13 protein-coding genes are annotated in these 17,271 nt (G+C 56.3%); 5 read left to right on the top strand and 8 right to left on the bottom strand.

Going from position 1 to position 17,271, the window contains the following annotated elements; all coding sequences use genetic code 11:
• A partial coding sequence (locus Q0510_RS19430; protein WP_298715472.1) for a pseudouridine synthase occupies positions 1-441 on the bottom strand: 441 nt, incomplete at its 3' end.
• A gap of 84 nt (positions 442-525) precedes the next feature.
• Positions 526-2,553, bottom strand: coding sequence for a hypothetical protein (locus tag Q0510_RS19425; protein WP_298715471.1), 2,028 nt, complete (start codon positions 2,551-2,553; stop codon positions 526-528).
• A gap of 185 nt (positions 2,554-2,738) precedes the next feature.
• Between Q0510_RS19425 and Q0510_RS19420 the strand changes: the two genes are divergently transcribed.
• Positions 2,739-3,569, top strand: a complete 831-nt coding sequence (locus tag Q0510_RS19420) for an FkbM family methyltransferase (RefSeq protein WP_298715470.1) — start codon at positions 2,739-2,741, stop codon at positions 3,567-3,569.
• An 83-nt stretch (positions 3,570-3,652) separates the two neighbouring features.
• Here Q0510_RS19420 and Q0510_RS19415 read toward each other — a convergent pair whose 3' ends face one another.
• The 3 genes from Q0510_RS19415 to Q0510_RS19405 form a co-directional block, all read right to left on the bottom strand.
• On the bottom strand, positions 3,653-4,369 hold the full coding sequence (locus Q0510_RS19415) for a methyltransferase (RefSeq protein WP_298715469.1): 717 nt from the start codon (positions 4,367-4,369) through the stop codon (positions 3,653-3,655).
• 7 nt (positions 4,370-4,376) lie between these two features.
• Complete coding sequence (tsaD, locus tag Q0510_RS19410; protein WP_298715468.1) at positions 4,377-5,384, bottom strand: tRNA (adenosine(37)-N6)-threonylcarbamoyltransferase complex transferase subunit TsaD; 1,008 nt, start codon at positions 5,382-5,384, stop codon at positions 4,377-4,379.
• An 88-nt stretch (positions 5,385-5,472) separates the two neighbouring features.
• Positions 5,473-6,192, bottom strand: a complete 720-nt coding sequence (locus Q0510_RS19405; RefSeq protein ID WP_298715466.1) for a DUF4197 domain-containing protein — start codon at positions 6,190-6,192, stop codon at positions 5,473-5,475.
• A 230-nt stretch (positions 6,193-6,422) separates the two neighbouring features.
• On the opposite strand from Q0510_RS19405, the gene Q0510_RS19400 reads away from it, so the two are divergent.
• The gene (locus Q0510_RS19400) at positions 6,423-6,929 is read left to right on the top strand and encodes a hypothetical protein (RefSeq protein WP_298715463.1); all 507 of its coding nucleotides are present in this window, start codon (positions 6,423-6,425) and stop codon (positions 6,927-6,929) included.
• 354 nt (positions 6,930-7,283) lie between these two features.
• On the opposite strand, the gene Q0510_RS19395 is transcribed toward Q0510_RS19400, so the two are convergent.
• Complete coding sequence (locus Q0510_RS19395) at positions 7,284-8,537, bottom strand: ABC transporter permease (protein WP_298715461.1); 1,254 nt, start codon at positions 8,535-8,537, stop codon at positions 7,284-7,286.
• A gap of 91 nt (positions 8,538-8,628) precedes the next feature.
• Between Q0510_RS19395 and Q0510_RS19390 the strand changes: the two genes are divergently transcribed.
• A complete protein-coding gene (locus tag Q0510_RS19390; RefSeq protein ID WP_298715459.1) occupies positions 8,629-10,212 on the top strand; it encodes a peptide chain release factor 3 in 1,584 nt (527 codons plus the stop codon).
• Between the two features lie 140 nt (positions 10,213-10,352).
• Here Q0510_RS19390 and Q0510_RS19385 read toward each other — a convergent pair whose 3' ends face one another.
• Together Q0510_RS19385 and Q0510_RS19380 are read right to left on the bottom strand one after the other, a co-directional pair.
• Positions 10,353-10,682, bottom strand: coding sequence for a hypothetical protein (locus tag Q0510_RS19385; RefSeq protein ID WP_298715458.1), 330 nt, complete (start codon positions 10,680-10,682; stop codon positions 10,353-10,355).
• A gap of 286 nt (positions 10,683-10,968) precedes the next feature.
• Complete coding sequence (locus Q0510_RS19380; protein WP_298715457.1) at positions 10,969-11,811, bottom strand: DUF6089 family protein; 843 nt, start codon at positions 11,809-11,811, stop codon at positions 10,969-10,971.
• A 239-nt stretch (positions 11,812-12,050) separates the two neighbouring features.
• Between Q0510_RS19380 and Q0510_RS19375 the strand changes: the two genes are divergently transcribed.
• Both Q0510_RS19375 and Q0510_RS19370 read left to right on the top strand, forming a co-directional pair.
• The gene (locus Q0510_RS19375; RefSeq protein WP_298715455.1) at positions 12,051-17,075 is read left to right on the top strand and encodes a translocation/assembly module TamB; all 5,025 of its coding nucleotides are present in this window, start codon (positions 12,051-12,053) and stop codon (positions 17,073-17,075) included.
• Positions 17,072-17,271 (top strand): hypothetical protein (locus Q0510_RS19370; protein ID WP_298715454.1); only part of this gene is annotated, 200 nt, incomplete at its 3' end. The genes Q0510_RS19375 and Q0510_RS19370, both read left to right, overlap by 4 nt.

Here is a 17,271-nt window from a genome sequence, read left to right as displayed (position 1 = left end):
AAACGCCGTATTGATGGGCTTGTTCACCCGCACGATGTATTCCTTCTCGTGGTTGTTCGTGGCGCGGAGGATCTTGTTGATGATATCACCGTCGTTCGTGAGGAAAATCAATCCCTCCGAATCCTTATCCAAACGGCCGATGGGGAATATCCGCTGCGGGTAACCCACGAAACTAATGATGTTATCCTTGATGTGCCGCTCGGGAGTAGTAGTGATGCCCACGGGCTTGTTGAGCGCGAGGTACACGCGCTTCTCCTTTTTGGCGGCCGTGATCAGGCTGCCGTCTACCTCCACCGTATCTCCCGGTTTGTAGCGGTTGCCCAGCACCGCCGGTTTATCGTTCAATAAAACACGGCCCTGGGTAATGAGGTCGTCCGCCGCCCGGCGGGAACAATACCCGGTATCGCTGATAAACTTATTTAAACTGATCGAATCGTCCAATGATAAACGTTTTACATGATTCGCACGGCAGGCGCCGTACGGATGCAAAGGTCGGGAATTGGACGGACAATAATCACCCTCTTCCTAACGGATGTAAAACGTTTGGCTGAAAGCCCCGTTCGCCGCCACGTCCCAGGCTTCCACCCGCACCCATTTCCGGCCGGCAAGCTGCGCGCTGAAATTGAATTTCCGCTCGCCGAAAGCTTCCGTATCGTTTAAATCGATCCGCTCGCGGTAGACCTTCTCACCGTCCCCGGAAATGATTTCCACGAAATGCATGGGGAATGTCCAGCTGAGCGTGAGCGCCACGTCGGCCTTGCCGTTTGCCGGCAACTGGAACGTTTCGCCCGACAGCTTTCCGTTGACCTTCAGCGAAGGCATGAGCACTTCGCCCGTGGTGCTGAAGAACCGCCCATGCTGCATCGCGTCGAGGATGGGCAGCCAGGAATCCTTATACGCGGGCAGCTTGTCCAGCATGAGGTAATTGACGTTCATGTGGGCGTACATTTCGTTCTCCTGCGTAATGGTGAACAGATCCGCCTCGGCTACGACCGTCTTCTTCGTCCCCCAGTTGTTCATATCGTCGAGCAGGTCCAGTACGCGCTTGCCCAGTCGGGGCTCCGACAAATCGGCGGGCATCGCTTTCCACGCCGCGCCCATAAAGCGGTCCGACAAAAAGAAGGTTTCATGGTTATAGATATCCGGGGTGTTGACGGACCCCTTCGTCCGAGGGTGCGCCGTCCACGCCAGGCCTTTCTCATCCTTCAGCAACTGCAGCATTTCCTGCTTGTTCCCAACGTGGTACACTTTCCCATACCCCGGCTTGTCTTCCACATACGGCGTTTGCCCGCTGCGCGACATCACCCAGTACACCGGCCGCGGGAAGATGTTCAGCCAGTGCCCGCCAAAGAACTCATTGGGCTCCTCGCCCGGCAACAGCAGGACCTCCCGGTCCGACTGCTTCTCACATAGCTCGAATAGCGCCTTCAGCTGCGGCAGCCGCTTATCGTCCGGCCCCCTGGGATCGGCGGTGTAATGGAATTCCGCGAGGTGCACGATATCGACGCCCAACTGCTTGAACACCCCCACAAACTCAGGCTTCTCCGGCACAGGCTTCCCGGCCATCATCACCTTCATCACGAACTCATTATGGAAATGGCTCGACATCGTCTTGTACCCCGGAAGCTGCACGTACCTGTCGTCATGCGTAAACATTTTAACGGCCGCAAACGCCGCGGGATTCCCTCCGACCCCGAGCAGACAGAAGAAATTCATCCGCTGCTCCGTCTTAGGCGGCGCGTTGAACCAGGGAACGAAGCGCTTGTCGCCCTGCAACTCCTGTCGGATACCGATGCCCTGGCCTTTCACCAGGCCCCTGTAGTTATTGCCGTACCAGGTAAACCGAAGGTTGAAGGCCTCATCCAGCGGGTAAAAGTACTGGTGCGGCGGCGGGAACACGGCCAGGGTGCCCTCTTGCCCCGCGGCGGCGATGGCGCGGTATTTCACGGGCACGTTGCGCGCGGTGTCGCTGGCGGTAAACGGCGCCGTTACGAGGCTGTCGCCCGTGTTGATCCAGGCGATCTGCCGCCAGGCGTCCGGCCGGGCGGAAAGCCCCGCGTCGAAGACGATCGCCTTGGCATCCGCCTCCGTGGCGATCACGGCGGCCACATTGAACAGCGGGCTGCCATGATAGAGCGTGATCTCAAGCCGGCCGCGGAAGGTTTCGGTGGAAACAGGCCCGATGGTCACCACCGTACGGCTGCCTTCCGTTTTCACGGACGCGTCCGATTTCTCTACCGACAACAAATATGTTTGATACGGCCTGTTGGGCACTTTGTCGAAGAAGATATTCCAGCCGTTCTGCGAAAGGAGGTCCCTCCGGCCAACGGTCACAACGAACGCCGGGTCCACCGCGGCCGCGATCCGTTTGCCCGCCAGGGAGATTTCGCTGAACAGGGGTTTGCCGGGGGTAAGATCGAAAATGACTTTGCCGGTACCGGCGTTTCCGGCGGGCCAGGTCACCTCCATTGAACGGTCGTGCAACGGAGTAACAGGTTTTGCATGTGCGGATGAGATCAGCAGTGCCGCGAATATGGTCCAAACGATTTTCATGACGTGGATTTTGGTGTTTCAAAATACATCATCCCGCATGTGCGGCGTTAGTCGATCCGTTTCTAAATCTCGTTTATTTGTTTCATCCCCATCCCCGCAAACCGGAAGATTTCCGGCGATTATTTCCGATATTGCCATCATCCAACAGCAATTTAGCTAACAGCAGCATCCAGAAACCATAGCATATGAACAAAATCGATTTCCTATCGCCCATTGGCATTAAGAACAAAACCCGGATCGGCCGGAACTTAGACGGAGGCTACGTTGTGTACAACGGCACGCTCGCCGTTACAGACCGGCTCCTGACGTATGGCGTGGGCTGGGAAACTTCTTTCGAGGAAGATTTCAACGCACGGACCGGGAAGCCCGTTCTTATGTTCGACCCGACCTTATTTGAAGCACCTGCCGCCTACCGCCGCAAGTACCGCCGTTTCCTCAAATCCCTCCAATTCAGGGAGGCCCGCAAATACCGGCGCGAGACCAGGTTTTGGAAAAACTACCTGGGCGTGCTGCAGGCCCGCCATATCGGGTATGTGGAAGAAGGCATTTCGCCGGAGAAGAACGGGCAGTACGATACGCTGGAACATCACATCGAAAGGTTCCGGCTCAAGAATGAAACGCTGCTGCTGAAAATCGATATCGAAGGTGGCGAATACGGGCTGCTCGATCATCCCCGCTTCCTGGCCTGCCTCGGCCAGGTGAACCAGCTGGTGTTCGAATTCCATGACCTGAAAAACCGCCTGCGGGATGTAGAAAAAATCCTGCGGCTGCTGGGGGCCGACTTCGCCCTGGTGCACGTCCATGGCAACAACTACGGCGAAACGTTCGTCGCCTACGATATCGCGGGCAACGGCGCCGGCGACGTCATGATCCCCGACGTCATCGAAGCCACACTGGTCCGCCGTTCGGCGATCCGGCAGGAAGATCTTGTCCATGAAACGGTAAGCTACCCTATCCCGGACCTGGATTACCCCAACGATCCGAACCGGCAAGACCTGCCCCTCGACTTCGCCTGACGGTGGTTGAACGCATAAAAAAACCAAACGGCCTGCCTCGTTACCGGGGCGGCCGTTTGGTTTATAAATGCAATTGTTGGGATCTAGAGGTAGAGGTAATAAGGGCCCAGTAATTGCGCCATACCTACAGTGTAATCAAGATCCGCGTCCTGGAGGGTCAGGACGTTGGTTTCGAATTCGACCTCGCCTTCCCCGAAAATACCTACTGCCCGGAACGCATAGTCCGAAGCCGTTCTGTGGATATTCAGCAAAGTGTGCACATAATACCCCTTCTCCAACGCCAGTTCCCGGAACTCCTGGAATTCCGCGGGCGGCAGCATCACCGAAAACTGTCCGCCGGGTTTCAGCAGGCGCGCGATAGCGTCCCGCAGGTCCGTGAAACTAAGGGTGGCGGCATGCATGGCGGCTGTCCGGCGAGCATCGGGGCTGCGGAGGCTTTTCTTAAAAAATGGCGGGTTGGAGATGATGAAATCATACCGTTCGTCGGTGTTGTACGTGCGGACGTCGCCTTCGATCAACCACAGGCGGGTTGACCAGGGGGAAGACCCGAAATTTACTACAGCTTCCTTCGCTGATGGGGAGTCCAGCTCAATGGCGTGGATAACAGCGGATGTTTCCTGTGCGAGCATCAGGGCGAGGAGGCCGGTCCCTGCGCCGATGTCAAGGATGCGCTCGGGTTTTGATTTTTGCAGATGCCGGGCTGTCCAGGCGCCCTGTAAGCACGCGTCGGTGCAAACTTTCATAGCGCTGTTGCCTTGTTCGATTCTGAACTGTTGGAATTGAAACCACGTGTTGCTCATAACAATTTTAATCAAATGCCGCTCGGGCGGTGGGTACAATGTCGGCCGGGCTGAAAGCCCCGGCCAGATACTTAAAATGCGCCGTCATAGCGATCATGGCGGCGTTGTCTGTACAATACTGAAATTGGGGAATGTAAGTGTTGTAACCGTATTGCCGCCCCAGGTCTTCCAGGGCTTTACGGAGGCCGGAATTGGCGCTGACGCCGCCGGCGATGCAGATTTCGGTGATGCCCGTTTCCTGCGCGGCTTTCACCAACTTGTTGGTGAGGATCGTAACGATCCGGTGCTGGATGGAAGCGCAAATATCGGCCAGGTGGTTGTCCACGAAGGCGGGGTCTTTGGCTTTGTTCTCCTGCAGGAAATAAAGGATCGACGTTTTGAGGCCCGAGAAGCTGAAGTCCAGCCCCGGTATCTGCGGTTCCGGGAAGCGGAAGGCTTTGGGGTTGCCTTCCCGGGCGTATTTATCGACCAGCGGCCCTCCGGGGTACGGCAGGCCGAGGAGTTTGGCGGATTTATCGAAGGCTTCGCCGGCGGCATCGTCGAGGGTTTCGCCGATGACGGACATCTGCAACGGCCCGTCTACCCGTACGATTTGCGTATGCCCGCCGGAAACGGTGAGGCAGAGGCAGGGAAAGGAAGGCTTGGGATCGTCGATGAAGTTGGCCAGTACATGCGCCTGCATATGGTGGACGCCGATCAGCGGGAGGCCGAGCGCCAGGGCCATGGATTTGGCGAAGCAGCTGCCCACCAGCAATGAACCGATGAGGCCGGGGCTTTGGGTGAAGGCGATGGCGCTGAGGTCTTCCGGCTGGATGCCGGCTTTCTTCAGGGCGAGGTCCACCACGGGAACGATGTTTTCCTGGTGGGCGCGCGAGGCCAGCTCCGGCACCACGCCACCGTATTGCTGGTGCACCGCCTGCCCGGCGATGACGTTGGACAGTACTTTCCCGTCGGAGATGACGGCTGCGCTGGTATCGTCGCAGGAAGACTCTATGGCAAGTATGTTTACCGGCATAAGTCCGCGAATTTAAGGGAAAGCTTCGAAAAAAAAATGGGGCGTTACCGGCAGAAGTGCGGAGTCGCAGCTTCCGCCGGGGGAAAAATTACCTGTTTTGGGCCAGCTGGCTGCCGAAAACCGTTTTGAGCAATTCGGTGACGCGGGCGGCGGGATCTTTCCGGATTTTTTGCTCCTCCACCCCTACTTCATGGAAGATGCCATTGATGGCGCGTTCAGTGACGTAGGCCGTGAGGTCGGTATTGACGGGCGTTTTGGAGAACCTGTTGTAAACGGTGAAGACGTCCGCCCAATATTTTGTAGCGTCCACTTTCTTCAGGGCGTTGTTGATGACGGGGCTGAAGGCGGTGGTGAGCGCCGCGGTGGTTCTTTGTTTGAAGTAATCGGTAGCCGCGAAGTCGCCGCCGCGGAGGATGCCGATGGCGTCGGTGATGGTCATCTGCCTGATGGCGTTGACGAAGATGGGCGCGGCGGATTTGGCGGCCTCTTCAGCGCCGCGGTTCATGGCGAGGATGGCTTTATCAACTACGCTGCCCATGCCGAGGCTGCGGAGGGTAGATTCCACTTTCTGAGCTTCGGGGGGCATGAGGATTTTAAGCATGGCGTTGGCGAAAAATCCGTTGGGCGACGACAGGCGGCTGGCGGAGTTCTGTGCGCCGATGGTGAGGGCTTCTTTAAGACCGGACGCGATCTGGAAGCTGTTGGGCTGGCCGGTGGAGGCTGGCAGGGTGCTGAGGATCTGCTGGGTGGTTTCACAGCCTGAGAACATTGTCACGCATAGGGCGCCGGCGAGGAATATGTGTTTCATGTATCTGTTGAATTGAGTGCAAAGATATTCATGTAAGGCAATAGATGTGCCACCGATGCACTCAAACATGTATGTGATTCATATAGAATAGTTTGTGGTGTTTTGATTTTGGTTATATTCGATGGAACAGCAGTTGAAAGGACGTTGTTGAAATGTAAGGTTGCCCCTGGTTTGTTGATGCCTGTATTGATCCGGAAGATTGATTTTTATTACCCTAAAAATTTATTGAAATGACTGAAACACCTCAAAACAGATTATCGGCCAGCATGGCTGAAAAGGACGTGCAGTCCGTTAAAAAGTCGTTGGCAGAACTTGCTAAAGCCATGCCTTTTCTGATAGGATTAAATGAAACGGAAAAGCGGAGGCTGACTAAAATTAATACATCCAATAAAGTGTTTGTAGAGGATGTGATTAAATCATTCGATGTAAACAAGGCCATTATTCCAAATTTCATTTCGCCGGAGGAAATCTCGAAGGATCTGGCATTGTATGACCAACTGGATGAAATTGAATTCCAGTTGGCGGATGTGCTGGAGAAGGTGCGATGTACGAGGAAGCTCGCGGGTTCGGAAGCGTATGGTTCCGCCCTGATGGTTTACCAATTGATAAAGACAGCAACGAAAGCCGGAGTGCCCGGTGCCGCGACCGGTTTTGAAGTATTGAAAGATAGGTTTAGTAAATCTACCGGGAGAAAAAAAAAGGGAAGTCAAGATCCCGTTCAACTAAATGAATTGTAGTTTTTTTTGAAAAGCATAACCGGGGTAACCTTTCTGACCTATGCCACTTTAGAGTTGTTTTTCGATGGCCATTAATCAATCTCCAAGACAGGGGAATACCATGACGCGACCCATTAATACATCGCCACGATAGGAAAATGCATCGCCGCGACCCATTAATTCATTCCTGTTATAGAAAAACGCCCCGCCGCGACCCATTAATGCTTCCTCGCGATAGTAAAATGCGCATCTGTGACCCATTAATGCATCCCCGCGACATGAAAATGCGTATCTGCGACCTATTAATGCATCCGGTGCGGGCACCGTGATCAAATTACTGTCGGGATGATGCTTTGAAATAGCCGTTAAGTACGGTTAATTACTCCGGATCGCCACCACAGGGTCCATCTTGCTGGCGCTCCAGGCCGGGATGAATCCTGCAATGATGCCCACAACCCCGGAAATCGAGAATCCCAGGATGATATTCCCTACCGAAAGGCCGATCTGGAAGGTGCTGAACATATTTTTGGCGATCAGCGCGCCGCCGTATACGATCAGCAAGCCCAGGCCGCCGCCCACCATGCAGAGGATCATGGATTCGATGAGGAATTCGGTGAGTATAACGCCCGGACGGGCGCCGATCGCCTTCTTCAGGCCGATGATATTCGTTCTTTCCTTCACGGTCACGAACATGATGTTCGCGATCCCGAAACCACCCACCAGCAAAGCAAACGCCGCGATCATCCAGCCGCCGGCGTTGATGTAGGTGAACAGCGTCGTCAATTCCCCCTGCACGGTGGTGATCTCGTTCAGCGCAAAGTCGTTCGACTGCGCCGGTTTCAGGCGGCGGATGGCCCGCATCACGCCGGTGAGATCGTCTTTCAGCTGGGCCGTCGGTATCCCGTCGGCCGCGCGCACCAGTATCGTGGTATTCGTGTTCCAGTTGCGCTCGTCTACGATCGTGCGGGCATGGAGATAATTCATCAATACGCAATCATCATTCAACACCCCGCCGATCAGGCTTTCTCCCTTCCGCTTCAGCACCCCGATCACCCGGCATTTGCGGTCGGATACCCGGATTTCCTTCCCGATGGCCAGCTCCGCGTCGCCGAAGAGCCCGTCCGCCAGGTTCCAGCCCAGCAGCACGGCGTTGGACCCGCTGTTGAACTCGGAAGGGCTGAAATACCGCCCCGCCGCCAGTTCGATCGTCTGCATCTTATCCAGGTCCGAAGAGGTGGCGATCAGGATCACCTGGTCCATATAATCCGAGCCATACTCGATCTTACGGCCGCCGGTGGAAAAGGTGAAGGTCACCGCATCGGCCGAGCCCACTCTTTCCCGGATCTGCCGCACTTCCTGGAACTCCGGCTGCGGCCGGTTGACGTACTGCCACCATTCGCCCCCGCCGTCCCACGGCCATTTCTCCACATAGATAACGTTGGTTCCCAGTGAATTAAGGTCTTTCCGGATCGACGATTCCATGCTGTCGGTGACCGTCAGCACCGCGATGATGCAGAAGATACCGATGGTGATGCCCAGGAGCGACAGGAAGGTACGCAGCTTGTTCACCCGCAGTTCCTGCAGGGCCATTTTCAAGCTGTTCCATAAGATCTTGAGGGAAGATAGCATAAACCAAAAATAACATATAAACCAATGCCAAACGTACACGGCATGCTCCTTTTTCCCGGAAAAATGTACCTTTGCTGCCATTTGCAAAACGATGAAGTACATCAACGAGATTAATAAAAGGAAGACATTCGCCATCATCGCCCACCCGGATGCCGGTAAAACCACGCTCACGGAGAAATTCCTCCTGTTCGGCGGCGCCATCCAGACGGCAGGCGCGGTGAAATCCAATAAGATCAAGAAACACACCACCTCCGACTTCATGGAGATCGAACGGCAGCGCGGTATCTCCGTAGCCACCTCCGTGATGACCTTCGAATACCGCGATATCCTCGTTAACCTCCTGGATACCCCCGGTCACAAGGACTTCGCCGAAGACACCTACCGCACCCTCACCGCGGTGGACAGCGTGGTACTGGTGATCGACTGCGTGAAGGGCGTGGAGGAACAAACGAAGAAGCTCATGGAAGTCTGCCGCATGCGCGACACCCCCGTGATCATTTTCGTCAACAAGCTCGACCGCGACGGTAAAAACCCCTTCGACCTCCTCGACGAGCTCGAAGAGCTGCTCAATATCAGGGTGCGCCCGCTGAGCTGGCCTATCAACATGGGCAAGGACTTCAAAGGCGTTTACAACCTGTACGACAAGAGCTTCGTGTCTTTCGCGGCCAACCGCAAGGCGACCGACGACGATATCGTTCCCATGTCCGACATGACGGACCCGAGAATCGACGAGCTCTTCAACACCACCGACGCCGCCCAGCTGCGCAACGACGTGGAGCTGATCGAAGGGGTATACGATGAGTTCGACGCGCAGCCTTACCTCGAAGGGAAACTGGCGCCCGTGTTCTTTGGCTCCGCGGTGAACAACTTCGGTGTGAAAGACCTCCTGGATACTTTCGTGGACATCGCTCCCACCCCGCGCGACCGCGAGGCCAGCACCCGCGTGGTGAAGCCTACGGAGGATAAGTTTTCCGGCTTCATTTTCAAGATCCACGCCAACCTCGATCCCCGCCACCGCGACCGTATCGCCTTCCTGCGCGTATGTTCCGGCCGGTTTGAAAGGAATAAATACTTCCACCATGTGCGCCTCGACAAAGACGTACGCTTTGCGAACCCGTACAGCTTCCTGGCGCGGGAAAAGAACATCGTGGACGATGCGTTCCCCGGCGATGTGGTGGGCCTGTTCGACACCGGGAACTTTAAGATCGGCGATACGCTTACGGAAGGCGAAAACTTCTTCTATACCGGCATCCCGAGCTTCTCGCCCGAACTTTTCAAGGAGCTGGTGAACAAGGACCCGATGAAGACCAAGCAACTCGAAAAAGGCATTTCCCAGCTTACCGACGAAGGCGTTGCGCAGCTGTTCACGCAGCACAACGGCAACCGCAAGATCATCGGCTGCGTGGGCGATCTGCAATTCGAGGTTATCCAATACCGCCTGTTACAGGAATATGGCGCATCCTGCCAGTTCAATACGCTGCCCTTTTACAAGGCCTGCTGGATCACCGGCGACAAAAAGAAGCTGGAAGAGTTCATCCGCTTCAAAGGCGCCAACGTGGTGATGGACAAAGACGGGCACCTCGTATACCTCGCGCAATCGGAATGGTACCTCAATACGGAGCGGGCCAACAACCCCGATATCGAGTTTCATTTCTCCTCCGAGATCCATAAGTAAGCGCAGGCTTACTACAGATGATAAAAAAAGGCGCCGGCACCCGGCGTCTTTTTTGTGCCTATACACAATCAAAAAGGCCCCGGGGAACCGGGGACTTTTTGCGGTACATTATTATTGTGACAACAAAAGATATACTATAATCAGTTACCAAAAACGATCACGCCGGATACGCGCGGCCGGGGAGGCAGTGGTATCGGGGGCGGCGGCGGAGGGAACGGGTAGCGCGGCCTTACCACTACCACCCTTTCCGTCCGGCGGTCGTACCGGCGGTAATCATGATGATGATGATGGCCGCGATGCTTGTGCCCGCGCTTGTAATGCTTGTGCCCGCGGCGGTCGTCATCGTCGCAATCGTCGTCTCCGCGGCGGTAATCTCTGTCGTAACGGGAATCTCTGTCGTACCGTCCATGTTGTGCCTGCGTTGCATAGGCTGCCCCGAGAAGGAGCGCCAGGAGGAGTAGCTTTTTCATAGCCTGCTGGTTTTAGATTGATCTGGTCCTTCATCCCCTTTTGATGTTGGCGGTTGCCGGACTTGCGGCTGTTAATTCAAGAAGTATGCCAATGTAGATATTTCTCCCCAAAGCCGCTCCACACTTGCGTTTCGCGATACACAACTTTTTGTGTGCATGGCTACCGATTATTTTTATGCATAAAAAAAAGACCGTCACGAAAGACGGTCTTTTACTTTTTCTATTTGGACTTGATTGGGGGCGTTGTAATGTGCTTACTATTACGCAACCATCGTGCCAAAATATTTTACATGCGGAAACATTTGGAGAATTTCGTGCTGCGGTTGCCGCCGGAGCTGCCGAGGCGGTACATGAACGTTACGCCGGAAAAGGCATACCAGTCTTTATTCTTATCCGAGCCTCTTTGCGCGCCATCCAGCGGGTAAGATCCGCCGTGCAGTTCATCGCCGCGCCATGCCATATCCACCGCCAGCTGGCCACGCTCGGCCAGCAGGGTGTTCTGATCTACGTAAGTGGTGCTCACATCGTCGAGGTAATCGGTGAACGTGGCGCGCAGGCCTACTTCCAGGCCGATCGTGAACTTGTCGGACAACAGGTATTTGAAGCCCGCGCCGAACGGGATGGCCACCTGCGCCAGGGAATATAAACTTCCGCGTTCCGGGCATTGCGCCAGCCCCTGCCCTTCTGTGCCCAGCGGCTGGAGGTAGATGCGGTTGCCGTTGACGTCGTTCGCGGAGGGATTGAAGCCGAACAGGCCGACTCCGCCGAAAATATAAGGGGTAAAGCCTTTATCGTCGATATCCAGGATATTCAGTTCCGCGCCTACATGCCCTTCGAAAACGGGGGATTTGAAGCTGAGGTTCCTTGCCCGGCGGCCGATGCCTTCGCTGTCCTTGTCGTCCCCCGAAACCAGTCCGAACGTAACTCCGCCGCGCAATGTGAGCCAGCGGTTAATGTCCCGTTTCACTTGCAGGCCGATCATGGGCCCGATGTGCTTGAAGTCAATACGCTTCTCCGTAAGATCTCCGTTATAGTTGCTGATCCCGGCGGTTCCTCCGATATGCCAGTCCTGTGATTTTGAAACAAAAGGGGCAGCAAGCAGCAATACGATGCCGGTGATTTTTTTCAAGGTGAAATGTTTTAAGGAGTTACTGAACTATAACAACGACACATACCGGTAAAAAAGTATCCGGTTCCACATACAACCGGGAACGAAATTATACATTTTTTTTCTTTCATTATAATTATACATATGTGATTTTCAGCGTTTCCGGTTTCCACTAAGGGTTTATCCCTTATTTTTGAGGCAGGTACGGAATTTGAAGCAGCATTGTTTAACCTTTCACCATATAAAACTGTAATACATACGTGAATACCCCTCGCCGGAAGAAGATATTTCGCTGGATCATAGGAATTGTGCTGACGATAATTTTGCTGCCCGTGGTGTTGCTGCTGCTCCTGCAGCTTCCGCCGGTTCAAAATTTCATGCGCGGAAAAGCCGAATCGTACCTGCAAAAGCAGCTGAAAACCAACGTCCGCATCGGCGGATTGCGGATTTCGTGGTGGAATGCCATCAAGCTCACGGACGTTTACGTCGAAGATACCCGGAAAGATACGCTGCTCTCCAGCGGCGAGCTTTCCGTCCGCTATAACCTCCTTTCCCTCCTGCGCAACGAGATCAGCGTACATACCCTGCGTTGGGAAGACGCCGTGGTAAACGTTTACCGCCCCCTGCAGGATTCCGCCTTCAACTACCAGTTCGTTATCGACGCCTTCAGCTCCCCCGCCGCGCCGGAAGATACCCTCATCGAAGAGTCGGGCACCACGTTGCGGTATAATATCGGCAACGTGCAACTCGACCGCATATACGTCCGCTTCAACGACAGCCTGGGCGGGATGCTCGCCAATGTACACCTAAAAAAACTGGAAGCCCTGCCCGACACGCTGCAGCCGGAGAACGGGATGTATTACCTGCGGAATTTCGACGTGGATGGATTGAATGCCAGCATCCGGCAGCTGTACCGGCCCGTTGCGGACCCTCCTCCGCCGCCCGTCGCCGACACGGTGGCCGCCGCCTTTAACCTGGGTGCGCGCCAGCTGAACATCCGCAATACACAATGGTCGTATTCCGATGAAACCAGCGGCCTCGAAACCACGGGCGCCGTGGGCAGGCTGGAGCTTCGCAAAATGCGGTTCAGTCTTTTGGAAACCCTCGTGGCGGCCGAAGAACTGACGCTGGAGAAAACCACCGCCACGCTGGACATGCGGCAGGGGCGCGACACCACTGCCACACCGCCGGATACATCTTCCACCAATACCTGGCGGGTGATCGCGGGACAGGTGAACGTGCGCGAGACGGACTTCGCCATGAACAATTACACGGCGAAGAAGCTGGGGTATAGGGAAGCGGTGGATTACAATTACATCGGGCTGACCGGCCTCCGCCTGGATGCCGGTGATATATATTATAGTGCCGACAGCACGCTGCTCACCGTCCGCGATGCTTCCCTGAAAGAGCAGAGCGGCCTTGAACTGAAGCGCCTCACCGGCAAGGTGCGCTATACCCCGCAGGAAGCGCAGCTGAAGGACTTCATCCTGCAGACCGGCGCCAGCCACATCGCCGCCGACCTGCAGCTGCTCACTCCTTCGTGGGACGCATTGTCGGCCCACCCCGAATTGATGAAGGTAACGGCGGACGTGCGCCCCTCGCAGCTCACCCTCCGCGAGGCGTTGTACTTCGTGCCGGACATGCGCAGCAACACATCGCTGGCCCCGCTCTGGAAAAAGCGCCTCGACCTGAAAGGGAAACTGGGCGGCACGCTGGCGAAACTGGAGATACCCGGGATCGAGGTGAAAGACAATGACAGGAACTACCTGTATATTAAAGGAGACGCTTACCAGGTGACCAATACCGAAAAAATGGGCGCCGATATCACTACGCTGACGCTCCGCACCACGCGGCGGGGCATGGAGTCCTGGCTGCCTGCGGGCACTTTGCCCGCCAGCATGCAATTGCCCGGCCGCCTGGATGTGGACGGCAGCATCCGCGGGGGCATGCAGCTGCTGAAGCCCGTCCTGGCCATCAAGACCGATATGGGGAACGCTGATATCCGGGGCGAAGTCGCCGATTTTACGGATATGGACAAGATACGTTACCAGCTCGCCCTCGACACACGGAACCTGCAGGCGGGGCGCATCCTGGGCGACACGGCCATGGGAAGCTTTTCCGGGAAAGTCACGGCCAACGGCAGGGGCACCGATCCGCAGAAAGCGAATATCAAAGCCGGCGTCAACATCACATCGTTTACTTACAACCGTTATACTTACCAAAACATACTGGTGGATGCCACGCTCATCGCCGGCGCTTACGGCGCGAAGGGCAGCATCCGCGACACCAATGCACAGGCGCGCTTCGACCTGAAAGGGCGGCTCGATACGCTGCACCCGGACATCGCCCTGCGCGCAGACCTCGACAAGCTGGACCTCATGGCCACGAACTGGACCACCAGCCCCATGTCCGTCAAAACCTGCGTGGAGGCGGAGGTCGCCAATCTCAGCCCCCGCCGCCTGGAAGCCTGGGCCATCGTGTCCAAGATCCAGCTGGCGGACGCGGAGAACCTTTACTCCCTCGATTCCATCCAGCTGCGGGCGGGCGTTGTGGAAGGCCTGCAGCGCATCAGCCTGACGGGGCCATTCGGGTATATCACCGCCAACGGCGATTTCAATTACCAGACCTTCGCGACAGACGCCACCAATATGGTAACGCGCCATCTCGAAGCTGCATCCGCCACCGCAAAGGCGAAGAAAGCGGAAAGCCAGTGGCTGCATTTCAACGGCAGTATCGCTATCCCGAAATCCCTCGCCAAGCTGCTCCCCGACCTGGAACTGCGCCGGCCCGTTACCCTGAACGGCCGGATGGATACCGACAGCAGCCTGCTCCTCGCCAACATCACGATCCCCGGCATGCGGTACGATTCCTTCCGCGTGGATACGCTCATCGCCAACGTCAGCGCCGACAGCAGCAAGATGGCGGCGGACCTGCTCCTCGGCAGGCTGCGGCACCCGCAGATCCCGCTGGGGCGGACGCGGGCCGACGTGACGGCATCGAACGGTTTGCTGGACTGGAACCTCGTCATGGGCCGCCGCGCATCGCCGCGATACCGGCTGGGCGGGCTGGTGCAGTATGGTTTGCAGGACAGTTTAGTGATTTCGCTCAAGAAAGACCTGCTGCTCAACCGGCAGGAATGGGACGTGAGCGGGGATAATAAAGTGCTCATCCTGCATGGCGGCGTCGCGTTTGCCGACATCGGCCTGCAGCGGGGCGCGCAGGAGTTGAAAATCACCTCGGCCCCGCTCGCGCAGGGCGCGCTCCTCCCCGATCTGACCGTGGCGCTGAAGGATTTCAGGCTGAGTACCATTACTTCCCTCATTGAAAAAGATACGGCCCTGGCGGAAGGGATCAGCAACGGCACGTTTACCATCAGCGAAATAGAGAAAACGCCGTTGATCGACGGCAACCTGACGATTGACAGTCTTGCCGTGATGGGCGCCTCCCTCGGCCGCCTCGCCGCTACGGCCAAAACCAATGCGGAGATGGCCGTGGCGCTCGACGCTACGCTGAAGGGCCAGGGTAACGACAACGACCTTCGTGTGAGCGGCACTTACGCCGATGTGATGGACATCCGGCTGGATATCACGAAGCTGAACATGCAGAGCGTCCAGCCGTTTACTTTCGGTAACGTGACGGAAATGAGCGGGCACCTTACCGGGAACGCCACGCTGAAAGGCACGATGGACGACCCGGACATCCTCGGCAGTTTCCATTTTGAGAAAGTCGCCGGCAGGGTCACGATGATCAACAGCATCATGCGGTTGCCGTCGGAAGACCTGACGCTGGACCAGTCCGGCGTGAAGTTCAACAACTTCGTGATCGCAGACAGTTCGGGCAACGAAGCCGTGATCACCGGCGACATCCGGACGCAGGATTATGAAGCCTTCAACATCAACCTCGACCTCACGGCGGAGAACTTCCAGGCGCTGGGGCCGGAGGATCCGAAGAATAAAGAGCAGTTTTATTACGGCCCGGCATTCGTGGACGTGACCGCCCAGATCCGGGGGACGCTGGATTTGCCCAGGGTGCAGATGAAGCTGAAGCTCCGGGAAAAGTCCATGGTCACGGTGAAGATCCCCGAGGAAGAACCGGGCATTGCCGACCGGGCGGGCGTGGTGCAGTTCATCGACCCGGCCATGTGGCTGGACACATCCCTCCGGCCCAAACCCGATACGCTTGCCCGCGTGACGGGCCTCAAGGGCTTCGTGGTGAGCGCGGACGTGGAGGTGACGCCCGAATCCACCATGAAACTGATCATCGACCAGTCGAACGGCGACTACCTGGAAGTGAAAGGTACGGCCACGCTCAACCTGACGATGGACCCTTCCAGCAAAATGAGCCTTACGGGCCGTTACGAGATCAATGAAGGGAAATACGCCATGTCGCTTAACCAGCTGATCAAGCGTGAATTCGCGATCGAGAAAGGCAGCACCATCATCTGGACGGGCGACCCTATGAGCGCCGACGTGGATATTACCGCCCGCTACGAAGTGAACGCGGTGGCGGGGGATCTCGTGGGCGACGCCATGGCGGCAGATACGGACAATACCCGGCGCAACCGCTTCCGCCAGAAAGTGCCGGTATATGTATTCCTGAAGATTACCGGCGAATTGCTGAAGCCCGACATTGCCTTCGAGCTGGATATGCCGGAGAAAGACCAGGGCGTGCTGAACGGCGTCGTGTATACCCGCATCAAGCAGATCAACCAGGTGGAATCGGAGCTGAACAAGCAAGTGATGGGCCTGCTGGTGCTGAACCGCTTCATCTCCGACAATCCTTTCGAAAGCATCAACAGCGGCGGCAACCCGGCGGAAGACATCGCGCGGAATTCTGTGAGCAAGATCCTTTCCCAGCAGCTGAACAACCTGGCGGGAAGTTTGATAAAGGGAGTAGACATCAACTTCGACCTGGAAAGCCAGAAAGAATATAACGACCAGGGCACACAGGACGAAAATACGAACCTGAAGGTAGACGTTTCCAAGCGCCTGTTCAACGACCGGCTCACGGTGAGCGTGGGCTCCAACATCGGCATAGCGGGCGCGCAGACGCAGGGGCAGGATGCCAGTTCCATCATCGGGGACATGTCTGCCGAATACATGCTAACCGAAGACGGGCGTTACCGGATCAGGGCCTACCAGCGCAACCTCACCGAAGCCGTGATACAGGGCCAGGTGGTAGAAACGGGGCTGACTTTCATGCTCATCATGGATTACAACGAATTCCGCGAGATACTCGGGAGACAGGCAAAAAAGACCAAGAAGCAAAAACTGAGAGACCAATGACCAACAGCAACATCCGCATCCTCGCCATCGGGCTAATAGCACTCTCGGCCTGTTCCACCACCCGCACGGTGCCGGAAGGTGACCGGTTGTATACGGGGCATAATATTTACCTAGGTGATCAAGGAGCTCGCTCACACCCCAACGCGAATGGTCGCGCCACGACTGCATCACCATGCCAATCCGTGCTCGCCACGCC

The sequence above is a fragment of the uncultured Chitinophaga sp. genome, from assembly GCF_937874145.1.
Lineage (GTDB): Bacteria > Bacteroidota > Bacteroidia > Chitinophagales > Chitinophagaceae > Chitinophaga.
The sequence above is the reverse complement of the archived record's forward strand: the minus strand, read 5'-3'. Positions and strand labels throughout refer to the sequence as shown.